The organism is Burkholderia contaminans (assembly GCF_029633825.1).
Classification (GTDB): Bacteria; Pseudomonadota; Gammaproteobacteria; order Burkholderiales; family Burkholderiaceae; genus Burkholderia; species Burkholderia contaminans.
Window position 1 is genome coordinate 1,128,523 of sequence record NZ_CP090642.1, and the last position, 25,184, is coordinate 1,153,706.

Below are 25,184 nucleotides of genomic sequence, written 5' to 3' on the forward strand. Positions count from 1 at the left end.
ACTGGCCCCCTCCGGCACCCTCACAGCGGTAGCGTCGTCACTTCAGAATGACCGCACGGCGCGCGGCGCATGACGTTTGCCATTTCGCCCATGCGCCGCCCCACGCACACACGCTGCTCGAAGGTGCGCTCGGAAACCGTCATGCGCGTTCGATCGCGACACGTGCGGCGTAAAGTAACCGACACCTCAGAGAATCCACACCCGCCGCGGCCAAGCACCCTGCTTCCATTCGCCTGAAAACCCGACGCTCCCGGCAGGCATCCCTCGGTCTTACGCTGCAGTGCTCGCGCTCACGGGTTTACCTCCATCGACAGCGCCTCTTCGTCTGCTTAACGTTGACCGATCAACTGATCAAGTCACACGATCATATTTTCCGGAATCAGCTGAAACAAGCGAACTGAATATTCAGGGCACCCGCGGCCTGCCCCATTCATGGACAAACTTTCAAGAAGCCGACATAATTCACGGGCGTTATGGTCACTTGACCATGTATCACGGATAAACACTACACCGGTGTATGACGTGAACGGAAGAGGATTTTTTCGGGTACCGGAGTTTACCAATGACAAGAGTTCGCGCTGCGTTGCGGCGACAAGATTTTGTTGACGCTGCCGTTGAAGTCATCGCCGCGCACGGCGTCGCCGGAGCCACCACGCGGCGAATCGCCGAAGCCGCAAGCTGCCCTCTGGCGTCGCTGCATTATGTATTCCATACTAAGGACGATCTGTTCGACGCGGTTTACGAATCCCTGTTCGACCTGCTCGCGGCGAATGCTCTCGCTGACAGGGAATTTCATTCTTTCGGCGAACTCGCCGGATGGCAGCTGCGCAAGAATGCCGAATGGCTCGTGCAGCATCCGTCGTACGCCCGGGCACAGTCTGAACTGATCCAGTGGGCAGAGCGTCATCGCCCCGATTTCGCGTTGAAAACTTATGTCGAGACCATCGAGCGAACGATCGCTTACCTCGGCAAGTGCGCGCCACAAGTCAACCGTGACGCGATTGAATCCGTCGCCAGAATGAGCATCATCCTGATCGATGGATTGCTGAACAGTTGGCAAGGCGACACGAATATCCGCGAGCTCAGGGCGAACCTGGATAGTGCAAGTTCAGCGTTGGAGGCGTTTGCCACCTCTCTCTCGAGCTCGACGGTACAGGCTTGAACGTCGCCGGGGCGTGTCATTGCGCCATGACCGGTAGCCCGACCAAGCCCGTCCGCACGATGCTTCATGGCAGGCTTCGCTCCTGCCACCTTTCCGTTTCCGTAGACGGACGTCCGCGGACCGCCGGGCGCCCGTCGTCGATTCCCGCTAGCTGACGGCGCCCGGCACCGCGCCGAACATCGACTTCGTCTCCAGGAATTCCTCGATGCCGGCGTAGCCCCACTCTCGTCCGTTGCCGGATTGCTTGTACCCACCGAACGGCGCCGCGATGTCGACGGACGCGCCGTTCAAATGCACCATCCCGGTCCGCAACTTTCTGGCGACGCGCTCCGCCTGTTCGATCGAATCTCCATAGACGTAGCCGGACAACCCGTACGGCGAGTCGTTGGCGATGGCAACCGCGTCCGATTCATCCCGATAGGGGATGATCACTAATACGGGGCCGAAAATCTCCTCGGTTGCAATCGTCATGCGATTGTTCACGCGGCTGAAGACCGTCGGCTTGACGTAGTAACCTCGTTCAAGCCCGGCGGGATTGCCGAGCCCACCCGACAGGAGCACCGCGCCCTCGTCGATGCCCGTCTGGATCATCTCCTGCACCTTTCGATGCTGGCGCTGGTTCGCCATCGGCCCCATGGTCGTACCGGGATCGTGCGGATCGCCGACGACGACCTGCGCGCACGCCGCGACTGCAATCTGCTCCGCCTCCTCGAGCCGATGCGCCGGCACCAGCATGCGCGAGGGCGCGGTGCAGGTCTGGCCGGAGTTGGCCATCATCTGGAGCACGCCATGCGTGACACCCTGCTGAAAGTTTTCGCTGTCCAGAATGATGTTCGCCGACTTTCCGCCCAGCTCCAGCGTCACCCGCTTGATCGTGGTCGCAGCGGCCTGAGCGACCTCCACGCCGGCGCTCGTCGAACCCGTCAGCGACACCATGTCGAAGAGCGGGCTGGACGCAATGGCCCTGCCCAGGCGCTGCCCGGCGCCCTGCACGAGATTGAATACGCCGGGAGGAACGCCGGCCTTCTCGAGGATCTCGGCGAGAACAATCGCCGAGTACGGCGCATTCTGACTGGGCTTCAACACGATCGTGCAACCCGCCACCAGCGCCGGCGCCACCTTGCACATGACCTGGTTCATCGGCCAGTTCCACGGCGTGATCAAGCCGCACACCCCCACCGGCTCCTTGACGATCCGCGACGTGCCCTGGGTGCGTTCGAACGGATACTGCTTCGCTACTTCCAGCGTCGTATGGAGGTGCCAGAGCCCCAGCGCTGCCTGAAGCGGGCGAGAGATAGCGTCCATCGGTGCGCCCATCTCGAGTGTGATGGCGTCGGCCATGTCCTGCAACCGCTCGGTGTAGGCACCAATCACGCGCTCGAGCAGCTTGAGCCGCTCGACGAGGGGCGTGTTCGAGAATGCTGCGAAGGCGTCGCGCGCCGCCTCCGCGGCCAGGTTCACATCGGCCTCATCAGAGAACAGCAACACGCCGGAGACTTCGCCCGTCGCCGGATTGATGATGTCGTGCTCCACGCCACCGTTCACCGGCTCCACCCAACGGCCGCCTATGAACGCCTTGCGGAGATGGTCTGCTTCGAAAATCGGCATCTGCTCGCTCCATGTCATTTGGTATCGAGGGCGAAGCGTCAGCCTTCTGGATCGCCCGGGAAGATCCATACTAACGTCTTTTTTGATCATTTGGCCAAGTCACATGACTCGGTAATAATCAGTATTGCCACCGGCATACCAAAGTAAGACGCTTCATGGAACGAACGGTCATGCTGCTGCAAAGGACCTGCAGCGCGTGTGACCGGATGCGCGCAACACGCCGAAACCTCTTTGCTCAGGCGGATCGGTTTGGTCTGCCGGAATGGACGTTCGACGATCACCGGCCGGCAAGCACGAGTCTGCTCGCCGCTCGCGTATCGAGGCACGCGTCACAGAGGGTTAACCTTCATCGACAAGGAATTTTTCGAGCAATACTTTCTACTACACGGTCATTTGATCAAGTCATATGGCAGACTTCACGCCGGATAGCCAGGAAGCAAGCAATCCGCAAGGAAGCGCGCCGAGACCCGGTCGCTTTTGACGTCAATATCGAACGACAAATCTCCCTCGGGAGCGAAAGGTAACTACCATGGCAATCATTCAAGTCCAGCAGATCATGCACGAGAATCCGCTGCATGCTCGCGCTCCGCATGAACCCCGCTATGAAGATGGCAGCGCGTTCTGTGACGGCAAGTACGTTCCCATCAGCGAAGCGACCGTCCCGCTCGTCGACGCAGGATTCCTGCATGCCGACGCGGCCTACGACGTCGTCACCGTCTCGCGAGGCAACTTCTTCCGGCTCGACGATCACCTTGCGCGCATGGAAGAGTCGTCGGCGAAGTTCTTCCTCGAGAATCCGTTCAATCGTGACCAGGTCCGGGAAATTCTCCACAATCTCGTGCGCAACGCCGGCCTGAAGGACGCGTACGTCTGGTGGTGCGTCACCCGCGGCCCGCTGAGCGTCGACCGCCGCGACCGCAGCGCAATGAAGAACGCGATGTTCGCGTTTGCCGTGCCGTTCTTCTTCCAGGCCGACGACGAAGTCCGCACGCGTGGCTCGAACCTCCTGATCAGCAAGCGGTACAACCGCATTTCCGCGAAGGCGGTCGATCCCACGGCCAAGAACTTCCACTGGATGGACATGAAGCTCGCGCTCTTCGAAGCCATGACGCAGGAGAAGGACTGGGCGGTTCTCGTCGACGAACACGACAACCTCACCGAAGCAGCCGGCGCGAACGTCTTTTTCGTCAAGAACGGGGAGCTCTACACCCCCGCCGAAGGCTGCCTGTTGGGCATCACGCGCCAGAGCGTCTTCGACATCGCTGCCGAGCTCGGCATCAAGGTGAACATCGGCAAGTACACCGCGACGCAGCTGCGCGAGGCTGACGAAGCATTCACGTCGTCATCGGCAGGCGGGATCATGCCCGTCAGCGCGGTAGACGACCAACCGCTCGGCAACCACAACGGCCCCGGCCCGATCTCCGAGAAGATTCACAACCTCTACTGGGAAAAGCGCTGGGCAGGATGGCACGCTCAGCCGGCTGAATACTTCTCGTCGATCCCGGCATAAGCCGGAAACCGGAAGCCGTTCAAAAGTGGCGCGTACGAAGCCGATCTGGTCGAACATGCCACATCCGGCCCTGGTGGGCGCCCAATAGCCGCATGCATCGACAAACCGTCCGGCGCCCGACCAGGCGCCGGTCGATACGAACTTCTACGTCATCGCGATGACCTGGAAGTTCGGTGATTCAGTAAAACAAAGCACGAACACACCCCAATTCATTTCGCATAGCTAACAAACTGGCGAGGCTATCGGTACCTTCAGCCGTTTTCACCTATGCACAACCCTTTGGCGGGCGCACGTCAGCTGGTCAAGGTCAAGGAGATAGCCGTGGTCAAGACTCATTCTTTCAAGAAATCTGCTTCGCTCATCCGATCGGCAGCGAAATTGTCCGTCATCGCTTCCGCCGTCGCGATGTCCTTGACCGGTGCGCTTGCGGAAGGGACGGATGCCTCTCATACGCCGTCGGGCGCCGAAATCGCCGGCACCGCGAGCGGCATTCCCGCCTGGACCCCCGTGGGCAACGTCGGCGCGGGCTGGAGCTACGGCAAGCGCCGCGCGGATTTCTTCAAATACAAATCCGACAAGCCGCTGTATACGATCGACGCCAGCAACGTCGACAAGTACGCGGACAAGCTCAACCCTGGCCAGATTGCACTGCTGAAGAACCTGAAGGGCTTCACGATGCCGGTCTATCCGTCCCGGCGCACGTGCGGCGTACCCGATTTCGTCGCGGAGAACACGAAGAACAACGCGGGCTTCGCCAAGATGTCGGCTGACGGATCGGAACTCGCCGATGCCCGCCTGCCGGGCTACCCGTTCCCTGCGCCCAAGACCGGCGCGGAAGTGATGTGGAACGCGAAGCTGCACTACCGCGGCGCCGGCGTCGAGATGCGCGACATCATCACCGTCGTCTCCCCGCGCAAGGGCGCGTCCGACTGGATCAAGAACGTGTCCGACGCGTGGATCTACCAGCCGTGGGGCGACAAGGCCGGCACGACGTTCGCGAAGGTCAACCAGATCGAAGGCAACGCCTACTACGCGTACAAGTCCCCGGCGGCCATTGCCGGCCAGGCCGCGATCTTTACGAACTATGCCGACAAGCCGACCGAAGTCTTCTACTACTTCCCGGGGCAGCGCCGCACCCGTCGCATGCCGTCGTATGCGTACGATGCGCCCCAGATCGGCTTCGACAACCAGTACAACATCGATGAAGCGCTGGTCTTCTCCGGACAGACGGACCGATTCTCGTGGAAGCTGCTCGGCAAGAAGGAAATGATCGTCACCTATAACGACCTGGGCATGTACGACTTCTCGGACAAATTTGAAGACGCGTACGGCCCCGACTTCGTGAACCCGGCGAAGCGTCGCTACGAACTCCATCGCGTGTGGGTCGTGGAAGCCACGGTCAAGCAGGGGATGCGCCATACCGCTCCGAAGCGCCTGTTCTACGTCGACGAAGACAGCTGGAGCTACCTCGGCGCGGTGGACTACGACGCGCAGGGCAACATCTCGAAGGTCCGCGAGGGCTACATCATTCCGGTGTACGAAACGGGGAGCTGCGACACGCTCGCATTCGCTCAATACAACCTCGTCGACGGCCGGTACCTCGTGGACGGTTCGATGCTCGCGGCCGGACGGGACGCGAAGTGGTCGGTCGACTCGTCGGCGGACCAACACTACAAGCCGAGCTTCTACAACGCCGACAATCTCCGTGCGTTGAGCGAGCGTTAACAGGGGCCGAGACAAAATGGCTACCACCTCCTCATTACAGCCCCGCTCCAGCGTGGTGCTCGTGCGCGCGGCAATCGCGGCGCTTGTCGCCGTCGGGTGCGGCAGCGCGCACGCGTTCACGTTCACGATCGGCAACGTCGAAGGCAGCTTCGATTCGACGATATCGGCGGGTGTCGGCATTCGCACGGCGTCGCCGAGCAGCAATCTCGTGTCGCCGACCTACAACGTGGCCACCGGTGCGCAGACAGGCGGCGGCCGACTCGGTCAGTTGAGCGGCCTCTCCGATCAGGGCGACATCAACTACGGCAAGGGAGATCCGTTCACGAGCTATCTCAAGGGCAACCACGAGCTGGTCCTGAAGATGCCGTCGCAAGGGCTCACGTTCATGGCACGGGGCACCTGGCAATACGACTACTCCGGTACCCGAACGACAGGCGCAACCAGCGGACAGGACCTGTTCTACAACCCGTCGCCCAATCTGAGCGGCGGCCTCCCGTCCGATGCCGAGAAGAACATCCGCTTCAAGCCGCGCCTGCTCGACCTGTGGGTCAGCAAGCAGTTCAACGTAGGCGACCAGATTGCGCGCATCCGCGTGGGTAACCAGGTCGTCAGCTGGGGCGAAAGCATCTGGGAAACCGGCGGCGTCAATGCGACGAATGCGATCGACGTGAATCGCGCGTCCCAGCCCGGCGCGCAGGTCAAGGAGATCATCCTGCCCGCGCCGATCGTGAGCGTCGCATCCGGCGTGGGTCACGGCGTGAACGTCGAAGGGTACTACCAGAGCAACTGGAACCAGAACTACCTGCCGCCGGTTGGCAGCTATTGGTCGAACCAGATCGTCGGGCCCGGCAACAACACGTACGGCGCCGCGACCATCCATCCGAAGAACGGCGGGCAGTACGGTTTTTCCATTCGCTATCAGCCGGCGGGAACGGACCTGAATCTCGGTTTCTACACGATCGCGTACCACGACAAGTTCCCGCAACTCTCGCTGAGCTCGACGGGCGGGACGGTCTTCCGGTTTCCGGAAGACCGTCACATGATCGGTGTCAGCGCCAACTTCCCGGTGGGCGACTGGGCGATCGGCACCGAACTCTCGTACCGTCCGCGAGACGCCGTTCCGCTGAATCCGGCCAGTGGCTGCGTCGCGCAAGGGGGAAACTGCTGGGTCGACGAGAAGCGATTCCAGTGGCACCTGACGACCCTCTACTCGCTCCAGCCGGGCAATTCCGCGGCGTTCCTGAAGCTGCTCGGCGCCCAGACCGCCACGCTGACGACCGAGACGGTGATCATCGCGTATCCGGGGCTTCACACGAGCTACGGCGGGTCGCCGATTTCGCCTGGCGCGCTTCTGTGGGGGAACGAATTCAACGACTTGTTCGCGACCGGCGCACTCAACACGCCGGGTAGTGCCCAGGGAACGAAGTACTCCGGCGGAATCGACGTCGACTTCAACTGGGTTTACGACGGCACCCTCATTCCCGGGTGGCAGGTCAATCCGGGGATATTCGTCCGATACGGCCTCTTCGGCAATACGCCGAACGTGAATGCCCAGTTCATGCGCGGCGTGACGGCCATGAACCTGTATGTGAACTTCATACAGAACCCGGCGAACTGGCAGGTCGGCTTGAACTACACCCGCTTCATGGGCCCGACCAACCCGCTGGCCAACCCGCTACGTGACAGGGACTTCGTGGCAATCGTCGCTTCTCGAAATTTCTGAGGTCAATATGAATCAACCGCCTGTTTCCGACGCAGCCCGACCCGGCAAGCTGCTTGGAATGCTTCATTCGCTGGAAAATATGCTGTTCGGTCACAGGCGTCTCGTGCTGGGGCTTCTGGTTCTCTTCACGGTCGTCATGGGCTGCTTCGCCGTCAAGCTGCGCATGGATGCCGGGTTCGAGAAGCAGCTTCCGCTGGGCCACGAATATACGCAGACGTTCAACGAGTATCGCGGTGACCTGCTCGGCGCCAACCGCCTGATCGTCGTCGTCAAGGCGCGCAAGGGCAGCATCTGGACGCCGGCTGCGTTGAAGCGCCTGTATGAAGTCACCCAGGCGGTCACGTTCCTGCCGAACGTGTCTCGCAGCAGCGTTCAATCCCTCTGGACGCCGAATTCATTCGTCAACGAGATCACCGAAGACGGATTCCGTGCGGATCCGCTCATTCCCGGCACCGTGACGCCCGATCAGCTCGACGGCAACACGGTCGGCGCCATTTCGCGCTCGACCGCCCAGGGCGGCTTCGTCGGCAGCCTCGTGTCGCGCGACCAGAGCAGCGCAATGGTCACCGCCGATCTCAACGAGCTGGATGCGAAGGGTGAGCGAGTCGACTATGTAGCATTCGACAAGGCGCTCGAATCGCAATTGCGCGCCAAGTTCGAGGATTCGAACTATGAAATCCAGATCATCGGTTTCGCGAAACAGATTGGCGATATTGCAAACGGCGCGTCGTCCGTCCTGAAGTTCTGCGCGATCGCGCTGCTCCTGACCGCGTTGGCCGTCTACTGGTACTGCCGCTCCGTTCGCCTGACGATCCTGCCGCTGACCTGCTCGCTGGTCTCGCTCGTCTGGCAGTTCGGCACGCTGCACCTGCTCGGCTACGGGCTCGACCCGTTGGGCGTACTGGTTCCGTTCCTGGTGTTCGCGATCGGCGTGTCGCACGGCGTCCAGCAGATCAATTTCATCGTGCGTGAGATCTCCCACGGGAAGTCCGTGGAGCAAGCCGCCCGATCCAGCTTCAGCGGGCTGCTGATTCCCGGTACGCTCGCGCTGGTGACCGCGTTCGTGTCCTTCGTCACGCTGATCCTGATTCCGATCCCGATGGTGCGCGAGCTCGCGATCACCGCTTCGCTCGGCGTGGCGTACAAGATCGTCACGAACCTGGTGATGCTTCCGCTGGCCGCGTCGTTGCTCAAGGTCGACGGCAATTACGCAAAGAATGCCGAAGGGCATGCCGTTCGTCGTGGCCGCGTGCTCCGCGTGCTCGCGAAAGTCGCCATTCCGCGCAATGCGGCGATCGTCCTGCTGGCCGCCGTCGTGGTGTTCGCCGTGGCGGCCTGGGAAAGTCGGGACCGCGTGGTCGGCACGCTGCAGGCCGGCGCGCCCGAGCTGCGTGCCGATGCCCGGTTCAACACGGATTCGGTTTCGATTGCGTCGAGCTACGACGTCGGGCTGGACTGGATTTCCATCGTCTTCGAAGCGCCGCCCCAGTCCTGCAACAACGTGGAGGTCGGCGCCTACCAGGATCGCTTCGTCTGGTCGATGCGTGCCGTCCCCGGCGTGTTGTCGGTCGTTTCGTTCTCGTCGTTGCTGCGGCAGTACAACGAGGGATACAACGAAGGCAATCCGAAGATGTCGGCGATTCCCATCGCCCCCGACAATTACTCGTCGCTGGCCGGCGAGGTGGCCCGCACGCCCGGCGTGATGCGCAAGGACTGCAGCATGACCGCGGTGAACATCTATCTGGCCGACCACAAGGCGACCACGATCACCCAGGTGATCAATGCCGCGAAGCATTTCCGCGATACGAACAAGCTGCCGGGCGTGAAGATCCGGCTCGCCTCAGGCAACGCCGGCGTGCTGGCGGCGGTCAACGACGAAATCGAGCGCAGCGAATTGCCGATGATGCTTTACGTCTACACGACCATCGTCCTGCTCGTCCTCGTCACGTACCGCGACCTGCGCGCGGTCCTCGCCTGCTGCCTGCCCCTGACGATCGGCACGTTCATCGGGTATTGGTTCATGAAGGAACTGCAGATCGGCCTGACCGTCGCCACGTTGCCCGTGATGGTGCTGGCGGTGGGCATCGGCGTCGACTATGCGTTCTATATCTACAACCGGCTGCAGCTGCATCTCGCCAACGGCGTCGGCATCGTCAAGGCGCTCGAACAATCGATCCTCGAGATCGGGACGGCCACCATCTTCACGGCGATCACGCTCGCGATCGGCGTCGCCACCTGGTCGTTCTCCGAGCTCAAGTTCCAGGCCGACATGGGCAAGCTGCTGGCGTTCATGTTCATCGTCAACATGGTCATGGCGATGACGGTCCTGCCCGCCTTCGCCGTCTGGCTCGAGCGCATCTTCCCGCGGCGCAAGCCCGCCCGTGCCCCCGGCCTGCTCGCCCATTGAAGCAAAAGAGGATTCCATGACCCTGTATCGCAAGGTTCTCTCCCTGTCGGCCGGTGCCGTCGTCGTCGGCGCGCTGCTGGGCAGCACGCCAGGCGCGGTATCCGCATCGGAACTCCGGCCCGTTCCGGCCGTCCAGTCCAGCATCGCGACCCAGTCGGCCGTGCTGGATGCCACCTGGGCCGGCCAGCGGGTCGTGAGTGTCGGCGCGAACGGCATCGTCCTGCTGTCCGACAACCGCGGTGCGACGTACCGCCAGGCCAAGTCCGTGCCCGTGAGCTCGACGCTGACGTCCGTCAGTTTCATCGACGCCAGGACAGGGTGGGCAGTCGGCCACTGGGGCGCGATCCTGAAGACGACCGACGGCGGCGAGACGTGGGAGGTTCAACGACTCGCGACGAACGAGGATCGCCCGCTGTTCGGCGTGCACTTCATCGACGCCGACCACGGCGTGGCCGTCGGACTCTGGTCGCTCATCCTCGTCACCGATGACGGCGGCAAGACCTGGACCAAAAGAGAAGCCGTTCTCCCGAACGGCAAGAAGTCGGACCTGAACCTGTTCGGCCTCTTTTCGAACGGCAACGGCGAGATCTTCGCCACGGCCGAGAAGGGGCAACTCCTGATTTCCAGGGACAAGGGCAACACGTGGGAAAGCGTGGAGACCGGTTACAAGGGCTCGTTCTGGTGCGGCGTGGCGCTGCCCAACGGCGTACTGCTGGTCGGCGGGCTGCGCGGCACGTTGATGCGAAGCGAGGACAACGGCCATACCTGGACACGCGCGACGCTCGACACCAGGAATTCCATTACCGCGCTTGCGTCCCGAGGCTCCACGGTATTGGCGGTAGGGGTCGACGGGCTGCAGGCGCAAAGTACCGATGATGGAAAGACGTTCCAGCGCCTGCACACCCAGACCGGGACGACGTACACCGCGGCGCTCCCCTCCGCCGGCGACAAGTGGCTGATCTTTTCTCGCGACGGGGTCGTCACGCAGTAACTTTCGGATGTCTGATGCGCACGGCGAGCCGCGATCGTGAATCGCGGCTCGGCGTGTCGAAGCCAGGTCCTTACGGTCAGTGATCGGCGCAACGGCTGCACTGGCTCGGGCCCGACGATCTACCGGTGGTGCTGCACCCATCTCCGCTGCATGCACGTCAGCGCCAATGCAGGCTCAACGAACCGCGGATTCCGCTAACGAGCGACGCCCTCCCCCGTCAACCGGATTTTCGAAGACGATAGCCGACGCCGTGCACGCTTTCCAGGATGCCCGACACCCCTGCGGCCGCCAGCTTTCTCCGCAGCCGGCTCATGTGGCCGTCGACGGTGCGTGTGGATGCGCTGATGTCTGCGATGCACGCATCGAGCAATTCGACGCGCGTAAATGCACGATTCGGCAGCCTGGCCATGTGCGCCAGCAGGCGGAATTCGACGAGTGTCACGGGAACCGGCGTTTCGCCTGAGGGCGTTCTCACGCACGCCACATAGCTGTCCGTATCGACTTCGAGCGCCCCCACCCGGAGACGACGTTCAGGCGCGAGCGCACCGGAGCGGCGCAGCATCGCGAGCAATCTCGCGACGACCACATCCGGGTTGAAGGGCCTGACGATGTAGTCGTCGGCGCCGGCGTGCAGTGCGCGCAGCCGCTCCCTGTCCAGATCACACGCCGACATGACGACGATGGGGGTATCGCTCTGTCGTCGAAGCCTGGCGAGCATGTCCAGGGCATCCGCATGCAGTTCACGGATGTCGAGAATGACCAGATCCGGCTTCAGGTTCAGTTGCGTGGCCAGCACGGCCTGGAAGGTGTTGGTCTGGAATGTTCGAAACCCGTTGCGAGTCAGGCAGGTATCGAGCGTCGACGCCATTTCCGGCGCGTCATCCGCGATGAGTATGAGCGAGTGCATGTTCGAATTTCCGAGTCGTTGCCTTTCGCGCACGCGGACACCTTCCGGACAGCGTTCGGGCGCCGCAGAGGTTTCCCCGTTCACGGGCATCGCTCGTCGAATGGAAGACGGCGTTCGGCATGATGCACACCGAAGCCATCGGAATAGAGATGCGTGAAGAACATTTCCCGCCCCGGCCCGGAGCGGGCCGGACGCCGAGCAAGGCCGATCGGTTGACGGGTTCGTTGGTTGGTGAGGCTCATCGCCGCGAAGCGGGCACCGGTCTTTCTCCGGTTGTTGACGTACGCAGGCCGGTGCGCGATGTCCGAGCAGCGTCCAGTCTGGCCTCAACCGGGCGGCGAGCCCACGCCTTCAGGCGGCGGACGTCGCTGCACACATCGTGCTCACGACGCCCATGCCCGATCGAGGCCTTCGTGCCGACGAATGTCGGCACGAGAGCGGGCCACTCAAACCGCGGTTTCCGGCATCGCGGACGGGAATCGGGAGATCCTCCGAATCAGGTCGGAGGCTTTCTCGCCGATCATGATCGTCGGCGCGTTCGTGTTTGCGCCCACGAGCGTCGGCATGATCGATGCGTCCACCACACGCAAGCCTTCCGTTCCCCGTACGCGCAACTGGGAATCGACGACGGCGAGCGCGTCGTTCCCCATGCGGCACGTTCCGACCGGGTGATACACGGTGTCGGTGCGCTCGCGCAGCAACGCACGAATGTCGTCGTCCGATCGCGACCGGGACGCGAACAGGTCCTCCGTCACGAACCGGGCCATCGCCGGTGCCGCCATCAACCGCCGGGTCAGCTTGTAGCCCTCGACCAGGACCTCGAGATCATCATCGTGTTCGAGGAAGGCCGGGTCGATCAACGGCGCATCGAGCGGATCGGCGCTTCGCAGCTTGACCGACCCACGGCTTTTCGGCCTCAGCAGGCACACGTGACAGGAAAGACCGTGGCCGAGCCGTACCTTCCTTCCGTGATCGCTGACGGGACCGACGACGAAGTGCATCTGGACGTCCGGTCGTTCCAGATCGGGACGCGTCTTCAGGAATGCGCCGCCTTCGGCAAAGTTGGTGGTCAGGGTACCGGTTCGCGAGTTCCGGTATTGCCGGATGTCGCCCAGCGTCTTGATCGCGCCGCGTACCGATACGCCGAGCGCATCCAGGCTGTTCGTCTTGTAGCTGAGAACGAAGTCCGGGTGATCCTGCAGGTTCTCTCCCACGCCCGGGAGATCGGCGACGACCTGGATTCCGTGACGAGCGAGTTCGTCCTTCGGCCCGACGCCGGACAACATCAGCAACTGAGGCGATTGAAACGCGCCGGCGGAAAGGATCACCTCCTTCTTCGCCCAGACCGTCTCGACATTCCCGCCACGCGTGACTTCGACGCCAACGGCCCGCTTGCCGTCGAACACGATGCGCCTGACCTGCGCGCCCGTCTCCACCGTCAGGTTGCCGCGCGTCTGCATGTGCGGAAAAAGATACGCACGGGCCGCACTCCAGCGCTCGCCATTCTTCTGGGTCACCTGGTAAATGCCGACGCCTTCCTGCTCCGCACCGTTGAAATCGTCGGTGACGGGCAGGCCGCACTCGCGTGCGGCGTCCAGCCAACGCGCCTGGAATGGATTGTCCGTCCTCAGGTCGCTGACCCACAGCGGGCCGCCGCGCCCGTGCCATTCATTGCCCAGCCGCTCGTTATGCTCGCTTCGCTTGAAATACGGGAAGACGTCGTTCCAGCCCCAGCCTTCGTTGCCAAGCGCGGCCCAGTCGTCGTAGTCGGCATGATGGCCGCGCGTGTACACCATCGCATTGATCGCCGACGATCCGCCCAACGCCTTGCCACGCGGCTGGTAGCCGCGCCGCCCCTGCAGCCCCTTCTGCGGCACCGTCTCGAACGCCCAGTTGTTCAGCCGGGACGGGATCATCAGCACCAGCGCGGCCGGAACGTTGACCGGCCATCCGTCGCCCGTGCCGCCGGCTTCGAAGAGGCACAGCGTCACATCGGGATCTTCGGTCAAACGCGACGCCAGCACGCTGCCTGCGGAGCCGCCGCCTACAACAAGATAATCGAATGAGTTCTTCACGGGTCTGTGTCCTCGATAGATGCTTGAACGCTTCGCAAGCAACTACCTGATGCATCGATTCCGCCACTCGCGCCGCGGCCTCGGCGAGCCGTCGCGCGACCGGCTTCATTCCGTCATGCATCAGCACTGCGTGGCCGCATCGGCAGCGTTGGAGGTCATCCATCGAACCGCCTGCGGCCACGAAATGGCGAAAAGCGAAATCAGGTCGCTTCCGCCAACGTATCAATGGTGCCGCGCGCCGCCGAGTACCTTTCGAAAACTCGCGATGCCCTTCTCGATCCACGCCTGGGCGCCCGGGGAGATCGCCCCCATGTCGAAGAACCCGTGAATCATGCCGTCGCACCGGATCGTGTCGACCTTGACGCCGCTCGCGTGGAGCAAGCGACCATAGGCTTCGCCCTCGTCGCGCAGCGGATCGAATTCGGCGGTCAGGATGACGGCAGGCGGCAACCCGGCGAGGTCCTTCGCGCGGATCGGCGCCAGCCGCGGCTCCTCCCTGTCGGTACCGTCGAGCACGTAATGTCGCTCGAACCAGGCGATCGTCTCGAGGTCGAGAAAGTAGCCTTCGCCGTTTTCCTTGAAGGAAGGAAAGCCGGAGCGATCCTGCGCTACCGCGGGGTAGATCAGGAACTGGGCGGACAGCGAAATGCCGTCGGCATGCAGTTGCTGGGTCACGACCGCGGCGAGATTGCCGCCGGCGCTATCGCCGGCCACCGCCACGACGTCGCTTCCGCCCAGCTCACCCGCGTTCGCGATCACCCATCGGGTCGCGGCAATCGCGTCGTCCGCCGCGGCCGGATACGGATGCTCGGGCGCCAGCCGGTAATCCACCGAGACGACGACCGCGTTCGCGCCGCGCGCCAGCTCCCGGCAAATGTTGTCGTGCGTATCCAGGTCGCCGATGACGAACCCGCCGCCATGGAGATAGACGACCGTCGGCAGATCGCGCTCCTGCGTCGGACGATACAGCCGCGCCCGCAGCGATCCGGCCGCGCCGGGAACGGTCAGGTCTTCCACGCCGTGAATGTCGACCACGGCCTCCGGTGCGCGAACGGCGCGAGCCAGATGCTGCATCAATCCGCGCGCCTCTGCCGGGGTCGACTGTGGCAGCGGTTTCGCGCCGGACCCGGCGAGGGATTCGAGAAAACCAGCGAGGTGCAAATCGAGTGCCATAACTTCACCTTTGTTCGAACGTTGCTCGGAGATCAGCGATACACGAGGACTTCGGCATCCGGGCTCAATTCCGGAATGGTCTGGCGCTCCTCCTCGTACTCGAAGTGGTGCTGCCACGGCATGCGATCGCCACGCAGGTGCATCTGGTGTTGCGAGCGCATCACGTATCCGGCATTGAAGTTGTTCGGGTCGGTCCAGGGCAGCCGCTGCATGTCGGCGTCTTCGGCGCGCAGGCGCGGCTCCACCGTCTTCGCGCCCACCTTGTCCATATGCGCCAGGACGCGGCAGGTGAATTCGCAGACGAGATCGGCGCGCAGCGTCCAGCTCGACCGGTAGTAGCCGTAGATGAACGCCATGTTCGGGATACCCTCGACCATCATTCCCCGATACGAGACCCGCTTGGTCATGTCGACCGGTTCGCCGTCGAGGTGGAACGCGATCTGGCCGAAAGCGCTCATGTCGAAGCCCGTCGCCGTCACGACGATGTCCGCCTGGAGATGCTCTCCCGACGCCAACACGATGCCGCGTTCATCGAACGATTCGATGGTGTCCGTCACGACGGACGCTTTGCCGTCCCGGATGGCCGCGAAGAGGTCGCCCTCCGGCACCGCCGCCACGCGCTGCTGCCACGGGCGATAGCTGGGGTTGAAGTGCTTGTCGACGTCGAACCCTTCCGGCAGCTGCTGGCGGGTCTCGTTGATCAGCCAGTCGCGAACGGCGTCCGGGTTCGCGGCCGACAGGTTGATCAGGTCGAACGTCTGCTTCAGGTGCGCCCGCCGCAGAATCTCGGAGCGCCATTCTTCCGGGAGGCTCAGTTCGCGAAGCGTCGTGTCCAGCTGGTGGGTCCAGGGAACCGCCGTGAAGAACGTCGGCGAACGTTGGAGCATCGTCACATGCGCCGCGGTGCCGGCCATCGCCGGAATCAGCGTCGCGGCGGTCGCGCCCGAGCCGATCACGACCACCCGCTTGCCGGCATAGTCGAGGTCGTCCGGCCAGTGCTGCGGATGAACGACCGTTCCCTTGTAGCGATCGAACCCGTTCCACTTCGGCGTAAAGCCCTTGCGATGGTCGTAGTACCCCGCCCCCAGCCACAGGAAGTCGGTGGTGATCGAGAAGTGTTCGCCCGTATCCTTGCGCGACACCTCGACCGTCCAGCGCTTGTGCTCGCTCGACCAGCTCACCGTTTGAACACGATGCCCGTAGTGGATCTTCGAACCGAGGTCATATTCCTTGATGACGTCGCCCAGATAGCTGTGGATCTCCTCCGCCGTGGCGATCGAGCGGCCCTGCCACGGGCGGAATCCGAATGCATACGTGTACAGGTCGCTGTCGGAACGCGCGCCGGGGTAGCGATGGGTCCACCACGTACCGCCGAATCCATCCATGGCTTCCAGGATCGCGAACGAGCGGTCCGGCAAGTTCATGCGAAGATGACAGGCGGCATCGATCCCCGAGATCCCCGCCCCGATGATTAGTACCTCTACGTGCTCAGGCAAACCCGAATCTGCTTGATTCCTAGTCATGAGATCCCTCCGATGACCCGTTATTGACAATATCCGTAACGCCGCACGACTAGATCACTAGACTTGGTCATGTGACTACGAAGGAAAAGGACGCTCGTACGTGCGTGCCAGCGACAACACTTCAAACCAGCATGAGACAACCCCCGTGCACCCGAGCGGACATGCACGCGTCATTGACGTGCATGCCCCGGTTTGACCGGCCACCTCGAACATGATCAATTGACCAAGTTCAACGGTTCCCAGTCTATGCAGTCGAGAGGCAATTTGAATCAGGAGTTTCCATTACACGGCCGATCGCGAAGGTGGCCCGCGTCGGCCCGCGCGACGGCCCAGGCGTCAAACGTCGAAATCTTCTTTTTCGGCAAGCCGCCGGACAAACGAAGCGGCGCGATCCAGCAGACGGGTTGCTGCCGGGATAGTACGGGCGGCGGTGATGATGCCGTGATGATGCCCGGGCAGATGGTGATGCTCGACCGTGCTCCCCGCGCGGGCCGCGCATGACGCGTAGGCAATGCCTTCGTCACACAGCGGATCCAGCCCCACCGTGGCAATGAACATTGGCGGCTGCCGCCGGCCTTCCGCATGCAGCAGCGGTGACAGGCGCGGAAGATCAAACGGCGTACCGGCCGGCACGTAGTGTTCCCGGAACCACAGCATCGACTCGGCGACCAGCGGAAATCCGCCTTGAATGCGCTGGTATGACGGAAGCGACGCCGTCAGGTCCGTCACGGGATAGAACAGGATCTGCCCGATGATCGCGGGTCCCGCGGCCGATGCCGCATTGGCGATGAGGGTCGCCATATTGCCGCCGGCGCTGTCGCCCGCCAGGATCACCCGAGACGCATCGATGGCGAGCGCTGACGCGTTGGCCGCCAGGTAGTCCAATGCCTGCTCGCAGTCTTCGAGCGGGACCGGCCACCGGTGCTCCGGCGCTAGCCGGTACTCCACCGAAGCGACGGCACACCCGCCATGCCGTGCGAGATGACGGCAGATGCCGTCATGCGTGTCCACGCTGCCGATCACCCACCCGCCGCCGTGAATGAAGACGACCAGCGGGGCGCCGTCGGCACGCGCCCCGGCGGGCGGACGATAGAGCCGCACGCGAATGCGGCCGCCCGCGACGGGAACGTCGATGTCCTCATGGACAACGGCCGCGTCACCCGTAAGGCCGTTCAATTCGCAGGCCCGCACGAAGTTCACGCGCGACTGGTCGACGGAAAAGCTGCCGTAGTGTCGCCCGCCCAGTTCGCGGAACGCCCGAACGGCGTCCCGGGCATCGTCAGCCACCTCGGTCAGCGGCAACCAGTGCACGAATGTCATGTGCGTCCCCGCTCAGATCGCAGCGAACGCGCTTTGATCCCATTGCGTCACGGCGCGGTATTCGTCCACCGTGCCCGGCCAGTTGTTGATCACCTTGCCTTGCGCGTTCTTGTACCAGCTCGAGCAGCCTGCCGAAAACGCCGACCCGGCCATCGCCGACTGCAGCTTGCCGTTGTATTCGTCGAACACGGCCCGATCGACGTCGACGGCCTTCACGCCAGCCGAAGCCATGCCGCCGATCGCGTCGATGATGTAGTTCTGCTGGATTTCGAGCATCGACACGATGGAGTTGTGGTTCAGGTTCGTATTCGGCCCATACAACATGAACATGTTCGGAAAGCCCGGCACGGTCATGCCGAGATAGGCTTCCGGGCCGTCTTGCCATGCCTGGGCCAGCGTGCGGTCCGTTCCACGCACCTGCAGGCTGCCCTGGAAAGCCTGACTCTCGAATCCGGTTCCGAACACCACGACGTCGAACGGAAGCAGGCGGCCGTCCCGGGTCACGATGCCTTCGTCGACGAACGATTCCACGCCCGCCGTCTCCAGCGCGACGTTGTCGCGCATGAGCGCCGGATAGTAGTCGTCCGATCGCAGAATCCGTTTGCACGCGTATTCATAGTCCGGCGTCAGCTTCTCGCGCAATACCGGGTCGGGCACCTGGCGATGCAGGTGCGCCAGCGCGAGACTCTTGCCTTCCTGCTGCGCGCTGGACCCCATCCGCGTACGCTCGAACCCGGACTCGCGGAAGGCGTGCAGCGATTTCCGGCTTTCTTCGAAGAGATGGGGCTCGCGCTCGTAGGTATCGAGCTGCTCCGTCGAGAAGACGATCTGGTTGCGCGGCATGATCCAGTTCGCGCTTCGCTGGAATACCGTCAGGTGATCGACCTTCGGCGCAATGAGCGGCACATACTGCACGGCGCTGGCGGCGTTTCCGATGCTGGCCACCCGCTTGCCGGTCAGGTCCACGTCGTGCCGCCACTCGGCGGAGTGGAAATAGTCTCCGTTGAAATCCGCCAGGCCGCGAACCGCGGGGATCATCGGGCGGTTCAGCTGCCCCCAGGCCGGCACGAAGAATCGGGAGGTCAGCCGGGATCCGTCACTCAGCGAGAACCGCCAGAGGCTGGCGCCGGCATCCCATTCGGCACTGAGAATCTCGGTGTCGAATCGCAGGTGATCCGTCAGGTCGAACCGCGTGGCAAGCGATTTCAGATAGTGCAGCAGCTCGTTGCGGCCGGCATACATCGCGCTCACGCGCAAATGCGGATGGAAGCTGTAGCAGTACAGGTGCGATTCGGTATCGCATGCCGCGCCGGGATACGAATTGTCCAGCCAGACGCCGCCGAGATCGGGACGCTTCTCCAGCACGACGAAATCGTCGATGCCCGCGATTTTCATGCGAGCGGCCATGCCGAGGCCTCCGAAGCCTGAACCCAGGATAACGATCTCGTGGTGCTCAATCCTTTCTACATTGTTCACGGTGCACTCTCTCTGCTCTCTGTTTACATGACGGCGACTGCGGATCTGCCGGCGTCGGTTCAATAAGCCTGTTCGTACAGGCGCAATGCATCCGACTCCGTGACGACGACCGGATTGTTCAACAGCAAGCGCTGCTGCTTCATCGCATCGGCCGCGAGGGTCGGCAGGCTCGATTGCGTGACACCCACGTCGCGCAGACGACGCGGCGCGCCGGATCGGTCCATCAGGTCTTCCAGGAATGCGATGAACGCCGCCGTGCGCGCCGTGGCGTCGCCCTGTCCACCCGCGCCGACGACGGCTGCCAGTTCCGAATAGTGCGAAGCCGCCGCTTCGGCGTTGAAACGCAGCACGGGCGCCAGCATCAATGCGTTGGACAAGCCGTGCGGGATATGGAAATGGCCGCCCAACGGATACGCCAGTGCATGGACCGCCGCCACCGGAGCGTTGGCGAAGGCCTGCCCCGCCAGCGTGGCGCCGAGCAGCATGGCCTCGCGCGCGCGCCGGTCCTCGCCGTTTTCGCAAGCGGGGATCAGGTTGCCCACCAGCAGTCGCAGCGCCTCACGCGCGAGCGCATCGGAAATGGCATTCTTCTTGTGCTTGCTGGTATAGGCCTCGATGGCATGAACCATCGCGTCGATGCCCGTCGCAGCGGTATGGCTGCATGGCAAACCGACCGTCAGCTCGGCGTCCAGGATCACTTTGTCGGCATACAGCTGACGTGCGACGATGCCCATCTTGGTTGTTTCGTCAACCGAAACGATGGAAATGTTGGTGACTTCCGACCCGGTACCCGCCGTTGTCGGGATCTGCACCAACGGCAGGCGCGCACCCTGAACGTTGCCGATTCCGTACATTTGCGCGAGCGATTGCCGCGACACGGTGAGCACCGCGGCCAGTTTTGCGATGTCCATCGACGAGCCGCCGCCCAGGCCAATGACGACGTCCGCCTCGGCGCTGCGCGCGAACGCCACGCAGCGCAAGACCACGTCCTCCGGCGGGTCGGCCACGACCTCGTCAAACACCGCCACGCGGAATCCCTCGGCCGCCAACGACGCTTTCGCCGGTTCCAGCACACCGGCCTTGTGCAGCCCTGCATCGGTCACGATCAGGACATGGCGGCGCTCCGTCCATGCCGCCATCACCTGACCCAGGCGGCGCGCACAACCCCATTCCTGGAGAATGGACGGAACAGTTTCGAAGAGCATCGACTGCGGGAGCATTTCCATTGACGTTTCCTTGATGCGGACGTTGGCCGTCAGACCTGGCTGCACATGTACTTGATTTCCAGGTATTCCTCGATGCCGTAACGGGAACCCTCACGGCCCAGGCCCGACTGCTTGACCCCGCCGAACGGCGCGACCTCGTTGGAAATCACGCCGGTATTCAGGCCGACCATGCCGTACTCGAGTGCCTCGCCCACACGCCAGATGCGGCCGTGGTCGCGTGTATAGAGATAGGCAGCGAGCCCGTACTCGGTGTCGTTGGCCATCGCGATCGCTTCTGCTTCATCCTCGAAGCGGAACACCGGGCCGACGGGCCCGAAGAGCTCCTCGCGCGCGAGACGCATCGCCGGCGTCGCATCGGCAATGACGGTCGGCTCGAAAAACGTGCCGCCGAGCGGGTGGCCTTTCCCGCCGGTGACGATTCGCGCGCCCTTGCTGACGGCGTCGTCGATCAGCTGATTCAGGTGGTCGCACGCGGACTTCTGGATCAGCGGCCCCTGCTGCACCCCCGCCTCGATGCCGTTTCCTACCTTGAGTGCCTGGACTCGCCGGGCGAGCGTGTCGACGAAACGGTCATGAATGCCTGCCTGGACGAGAAAGCGATTCGCGCACACGCAGGTCTGGCCGCTATTGCGGTACTTCGACGCCATCGCACCTTCAATCGCCGCGTCGAGATCCGCGTCGTCGAACACGATGAACGGTGCGTTGCCGCCGAGCTCGAGAGACAGTCGCTTGATCGTCCCGGACGACTGGCTCATGAGCACGCGGCCGACTTCGGTCGAACCGGTGAACGAAAGCTTGCGCACGACCGGGCTGGCCGTGAGCACCGCGCCGATCTCGCGTGACGGGCCGCACACCACTTGCAGGACGCCCGCCGGAATGCCCGCTCGCTCGGCCAGGACGGCGAGCGCAAGCGCCGTGAGCGGCGTCAGGTCCGCGGGGCGCACGATGATGGAGCAGCCTGCGGCCAGGGCCGGCGCGACCTTGCGCGTAATCATCGCGGCAGGGAAATTCCACGGCGTGATCGCGGCACACACGCCGATCGGCTGGCGGATGACGAGGATGCGCTTGTCGCCTTGCGGATGAGGAATGACGTCGCCGTAGACACGCTTCGCTTCTTCGGCGAACCATTCCACGAAGGAAGCCGCATACATGATTTCGCCGCGGGCCTCCGCCAGCGGCTTGCCCTGCTCCGATGTCATGATCAGTGCGAGATCGTCGGTGTTCGCCACGATCAGGTCGTACCAGGCGCGCAGTAGCTTGGCGCGCTCGTGGCTGGTCCGCTTCTGCCAGCCTTGCTGTGCCAGCGCCGACGACGCAATGGCCTGTTCGACGTCCGCGGCGCCGAGGCTGGCCACGCGGGCCAGGATGTCACCCGTGGCCGGATTCGTTACGGGAAACGAACGGCCATCCGCGCCCTCCTCCCATCCCGACGCCAGCCAGGCACGCGTCTCCAGCAAGGAGCCGTCCCGAAGTTGGGCGCGTAGCGCCGAAGGGTCAATCGCTTGGTTCGTCCTGCTGTGCATTTCATTCACGAGCACCGTCTCCAGAAATTCTTGTTTTTCAACCTGACGCTTTCAGCCGACGGGCGAAAGCTGCCCAGGCGTCAACACGCGGACGCCTGCTTCATCTCCCGGGATTTCGCCAAACTTCCGGTGGCCGATGCGCGCCAATCTCCGCGCCGCCCCGAAGCTTTCGCAAAACGTTGTCCGCCCTGGGGCAGTCCGTGCTGCGCGGCGACGTCCAATTGGGGATGAAACAAACGTGTAGATCATTTGACATGGTCATTTGACCATAAACCATTTTTTGCGGCAACTCAGTAGTTGCACGGGCTGTCGGTGACTCGTTGGGAGATGATCACGCCAGGCTGTGACGGTCAGACAAGGGGATTGCGCGGGACCTGCGCTGGCAACGCGAACCCGACGGATGTTCCTGGCGGCGTAAGGCGCGAAGGCGAAGCCGCCAGTGTCGGGCAAACAACGGGCATGGTGCAGCGGCTGAAGTAGCCGTTCCCGGCCTCCGCCGCCGGGTCTCATCCGACTTCAGTCGTTCAATGCGATCGCGAAATGCGACGCCCGATCCTGGCGGACGATCTGCACCGATGCGCGCGCAGATCGCCTCTCACGCACTCAGTACAGCCCGGCGACCGTGCGCGCCGGAAGATCGCGATCATACGATTCGCCGTCGAACGTGCCGCCGCTCAGCCGCCGATGCATCGCACCCGCGCTCGGCAGCTGGTCACGTTCGATCTGCGTGTCCGAATCCCAGAGCCGCGAACGCACGATCGCCTTCGAGCAATGGAAATATGCCGCGTCGATGTGGATCAGCACCACCGTGCGCGGCGCCTTCCCGTCGACGGCAAAGCGCGCGAGCAGGCCGGGCTCGGCGCTGATCGTCGCGCGGCCGTTCACGCGCAACGTCTCGCCGACGCCGGGAATCAGGAATAGCAGCGACACGCGCGGATCGGCCACGATGTTGCGCAGCGTATCGATCCGGTTGTTGCCCGGCCGATCCGGCAGCGCGAGCGTTTTCGGATCGACGATCGACACGAATCCGGCCACATCGCCGCGCGGTGAAACATCGGTGCCGTGCGGCCCGACCGACGACAGCGCAACGAACGGCGACGCGCGCACGAACGCCTGGTAGTCGTCGTTCAGGTGGTCGATTTCCTTCCACAGTGCACGTTCGTGCGGCGTCCCGTAGATGGCCTCGAGTTGCGCGACAGTCGTGATCTCGTGAGTCACATCAGCATCCTTGCGTCGATGTTGCGGCGCGGGGATGAACCGGAAGCGCCGTCCCGCCATCGTACACGCGCCGCCCGCTCGCCGTCTGGCCGTTCAGGCCGTCGCGGTCTCGCGCTGCAAGGCCGGCAACGCCAGGTTCGTGCGGAAATCGTCGCCGCGGTAATCGGTATCGAGCAGGTCGCGCCGGCGCAATTCGGGCAGCAGCCCGTTGAGCAGCAGGTCCTCCTGGTCGGGCTGCCCGAGCCCGTGCAGCGACAGCACGTCGACGAGCCCCGCGCGATAGCGCGTTTCGATCGCATCGGCGAGCTGTTCGGGTGTGCCGGCGACGAACCAGTGGCCGGTTTCCTGTGCGCGGATGATCAGTTCGCGCAACGTCAGGCGCTGCCGCGCATAGCCGACGAAGATCGCGACGCGGCCGCGCCGGCGATGCACGCTGTCGATCGCCGGCAGCAGCGATCCCGGCAACGGCTGGTCGAGCGGCAGGTCGCGCAGGTCGACACCGCCGCCGAGCATGTCGGCGAGCTTCAGCCGGCCTTGCTCGTAGTCGATGCGTTCATGCTTGTCGCGCAGCCGTCGCGCGACGTCGGCGTCGGATTCGCCGATCACCGAGTGGAACGAGTTCATCACGAGCGGCAGCCGCCCTGCCCGGCCGAATGCGGCCGCCTGCCGGTGCAGTTCGCCGACGAACGTGCGCGCATCCTCGAGCGTCGGCTGCGACGTGTAGACGACTTCCGCAAACCGCGCGCCGAGCGTCACGCCGCTCGCCGACTGCCCCGCCTGAAACAGCACGGGGCGCCGTTGCGGCGAAGGCGGCACGTTCAACGGCCCCTGCACCTGGAAGTGCGCGCCACGGTAATCGATCGGCCCGAGCTTGAGCGGATCGACCGACACGCCGCCGCTCGGCGTGCGTCGCACCGCGTCGGGATCGTTCGCGTCGAACAGCGCGTTGACGACTTCGACGAATTCGGCGGCGCGCGCATAGCGCTGCTCCGGGTCGGGCAACGCGGCGTCGCCGAAATTCTCCTCGCCGACCGACGACGTCACCGCGTTCCACGCGGCGCGGCCGCCGCTCACGTGATCGAGCGTGCCGATCAGCCGCGCAAGGTTGTACGGATGGTGATACGTGGTCGACACCGTCGCGACGAGCCCGATGGCCGACGTCGCCTGGCTCAGCGCGGCCAGCGCGACGATCGGCTCCTGGCTGCCGGTGCTGCCGGCGAGCCCGGCCGGATCGGCCTGCAACAGGTCGGCCGTGAAGAGGCCGGTGATCTTTTCGGCTTCCGCCTTGCGCGCGAGCGCCGCCGCGCGACGCATGCCTTGCGCAGGATCCGCATCGCCCGGCGCAGCCAGCACGCTCGCGGCGCCGACGAGCGTCTTCAGCCGTCTGCGTGTATCGCTCATGATGCGGCTCCGGCATGCGCCGCAGGTCGGCCGGTTGACATGATTCGCTCGTTCATCGGTATTCCCCACGATTGCGTTCGATCGGCGGACCCGAGCCGGCACCATGCTGCCGGCGATCACGCGCCGGGGCATCCGGCAGGGTCCATGCGTGCGCCGCAAGGCGCGTAGCCATCGACCATAACGCAGGCCACCCGGTGAGCCGGAACGAATATTTTC

Annotated in this window: 19 protein-coding genes; 6 read left to right on the forward strand and 13 right to left on the reverse strand. The window is 63.7% G+C overall.

The annotated features are described in order from the left end of the window. Positions 1-20 precede the first annotated feature (20 nt). Positions 21-143 carry a hypothetical protein gene (locus tag LXE91_RS37170; RefSeq protein WP_256093554.1) on the reverse strand — a complete coding sequence of 41 codons (123 nt, stop codon included), beginning with the start codon at positions 141-143 and terminating at the stop codon, positions 21-23. A gap of 419 nt (positions 144-562) precedes the next feature. Between LXE91_RS37170 and LXE91_RS37175 the strand changes: the two genes are divergently transcribed. Next, entirely contained in the window at positions 563-1,162 is a 600-nt protein-coding gene (locus LXE91_RS37175) for a TetR/AcrR family transcriptional regulator (RefSeq protein WP_039353303.1), read from the forward strand. 147 nt (positions 1,163-1,309) lie between these two features. On the opposite strand, the gene LXE91_RS37180 is transcribed toward LXE91_RS37175, so the two are convergent. Further along, entirely contained in the window at positions 1,310-2,770 is a 1,461-nt protein-coding gene (locus LXE91_RS37180) for an aldehyde dehydrogenase family protein (RefSeq protein ID WP_039353305.1), read from the reverse strand. A gap of 529 nt (positions 2,771-3,299) precedes the next feature. Between LXE91_RS37180 and LXE91_RS37185 the strand changes: the two genes are divergently transcribed. The 5 genes from LXE91_RS37185 to LXE91_RS37205 all read left to right on the forward strand — a co-directional run bounded on the left by LXE91_RS37185 (position 3,300) and on the right by LXE91_RS37205 (position 11,126). Next, a complete protein-coding gene (locus LXE91_RS37185; protein WP_039353308.1) occupies positions 3,300-4,280 on the forward strand; it encodes an aminotransferase class IV in 981 nt (326 codons plus the stop codon). Between the two features lie 405 nt (positions 4,281-4,685). Next, on the forward strand, positions 4,686-6,005 hold the full coding sequence (locus LXE91_RS37190; protein ID WP_046196886.1) for a DUF1329 domain-containing protein: 1,320 nt from the start codon (positions 4,686-4,688) through the stop codon (positions 6,003-6,005). 16 nt (positions 6,006-6,021) lie between these two features. After that, positions 6,022-7,728 (forward strand): DUF1302 domain-containing protein, encoded by a 1,707-nt coding sequence (locus tag LXE91_RS37195; RefSeq protein ID WP_046196879.1) that lies wholly within the window; start codon positions 6,022-6,024, stop codon positions 7,726-7,728. 7 nt (positions 7,729-7,735) lie between these two features. Continuing rightward, entirely contained in the window at positions 7,736-10,135 is a 2,400-nt protein-coding gene (locus LXE91_RS37200) for an efflux RND transporter permease subunit (protein WP_039353314.1), read from the forward strand. Between the two features lie 16 nt (positions 10,136-10,151). Then, complete coding sequence (locus tag LXE91_RS37205; protein ID WP_082139479.1) at positions 10,152-11,126, forward strand: WD40/YVTN/BNR-like repeat-containing protein; 975 nt, start codon at positions 10,152-10,154, stop codon at positions 11,124-11,126. A 217-nt stretch (positions 11,127-11,343) separates the two neighbouring features. On the opposite strand, the gene LXE91_RS37210 is transcribed toward LXE91_RS37205, so the two are convergent. From LXE91_RS37210 to LXE91_RS37260, 11 genes are all read right to left on the reverse strand, one after another. Further along, entirely contained in the window at positions 11,344-12,033 is a 690-nt protein-coding gene (locus LXE91_RS37210; protein ID WP_039353317.1) for a response regulator transcription factor, read from the reverse strand. Positions 12,034-12,113: 80 nt separating this feature from the next. Next, complete coding sequence (locus LXE91_RS37215; protein ID WP_158077520.1) at positions 12,114-12,275, reverse strand: hypothetical protein; 162 nt, start codon at positions 12,273-12,275, stop codon at positions 12,114-12,116. Positions 12,276-12,479: 204 nt separating this feature from the next. Continuing rightward, positions 12,480-14,108 carry a GMC family oxidoreductase gene (locus tag LXE91_RS37220; protein WP_039353320.1) on the reverse strand — a complete coding sequence of 543 codons (1,629 nt, stop codon included), beginning with the start codon at positions 14,106-14,108 and terminating at the stop codon, positions 12,480-12,482. Positions 14,109-14,330: 222 nt separating this feature from the next. Continuing rightward, the gene (locus LXE91_RS37225) at positions 14,331-15,281 is read right to left on the reverse strand and encodes an alpha/beta hydrolase (RefSeq protein ID WP_039353323.1); all 951 of its coding nucleotides are present in this window, start codon (positions 15,279-15,281) and stop codon (positions 14,331-14,333) included. Positions 15,282-15,313: 32 nt separating this feature from the next. Then, complete coding sequence (locus tag LXE91_RS37230; RefSeq protein ID WP_082139480.1) at positions 15,314-16,804, reverse strand: flavin-containing monooxygenase; 1,491 nt, start codon at positions 16,802-16,804, stop codon at positions 15,314-15,316. Positions 16,805-17,140: 336 nt separating this feature from the next. Further along, the gene (locus LXE91_RS37235) at positions 17,141-18,124 is read right to left on the reverse strand and encodes an alpha/beta hydrolase (protein ID WP_039353328.1); all 984 of its coding nucleotides are present in this window, start codon (positions 18,122-18,124) and stop codon (positions 17,141-17,143) included. A 12-nt stretch (positions 18,125-18,136) separates the two neighbouring features. Beyond that, positions 18,137-19,663, reverse strand: a complete 1,527-nt coding sequence (locus tag LXE91_RS37240; protein ID WP_223274395.1) for a flavin-containing monooxygenase — start codon at positions 19,661-19,663, stop codon at positions 18,137-18,139. Beyond that, the gene (locus LXE91_RS37245; RefSeq protein ID WP_039353331.1) at positions 19,660-20,826 is read right to left on the reverse strand and encodes an iron-containing alcohol dehydrogenase; all 1,167 of its coding nucleotides are present in this window, start codon (positions 20,824-20,826) and stop codon (positions 19,660-19,662) included. The genes LXE91_RS37240 and LXE91_RS37245 overlap by 4 nt, the downstream gene beginning before the upstream one ends. Positions 20,827-20,855: 29 nt before the next feature. Beyond that, positions 20,856-22,349 carry an NAD-dependent succinate-semialdehyde dehydrogenase gene (locus LXE91_RS37250; protein WP_039353334.1) on the reverse strand — a complete coding sequence of 498 codons (1,494 nt, stop codon included), beginning with the start codon at positions 22,347-22,349 and terminating at the stop codon, positions 20,856-20,858. 603 nt (positions 22,350-22,952) lie between these two features. Further along, positions 22,953-23,567 carry a pyridoxamine 5'-phosphate oxidase family protein gene (locus tag LXE91_RS37255; protein ID WP_039353337.1) on the reverse strand — a complete coding sequence of 205 codons (615 nt, stop codon included), beginning with the start codon at positions 23,565-23,567 and terminating at the stop codon, positions 22,953-22,955. Positions 23,568-23,660: 93 nt separating this feature from the next. Next, on the reverse strand, positions 23,661-24,968 hold the full coding sequence (locus LXE91_RS37260) for an NtaA/DmoA family FMN-dependent monooxygenase (RefSeq protein WP_039353340.1): 1,308 nt from the start codon (positions 24,966-24,968) through the stop codon (positions 23,661-23,663). Between the last annotated feature and the right edge of the window lie 216 nt (positions 24,969-25,184).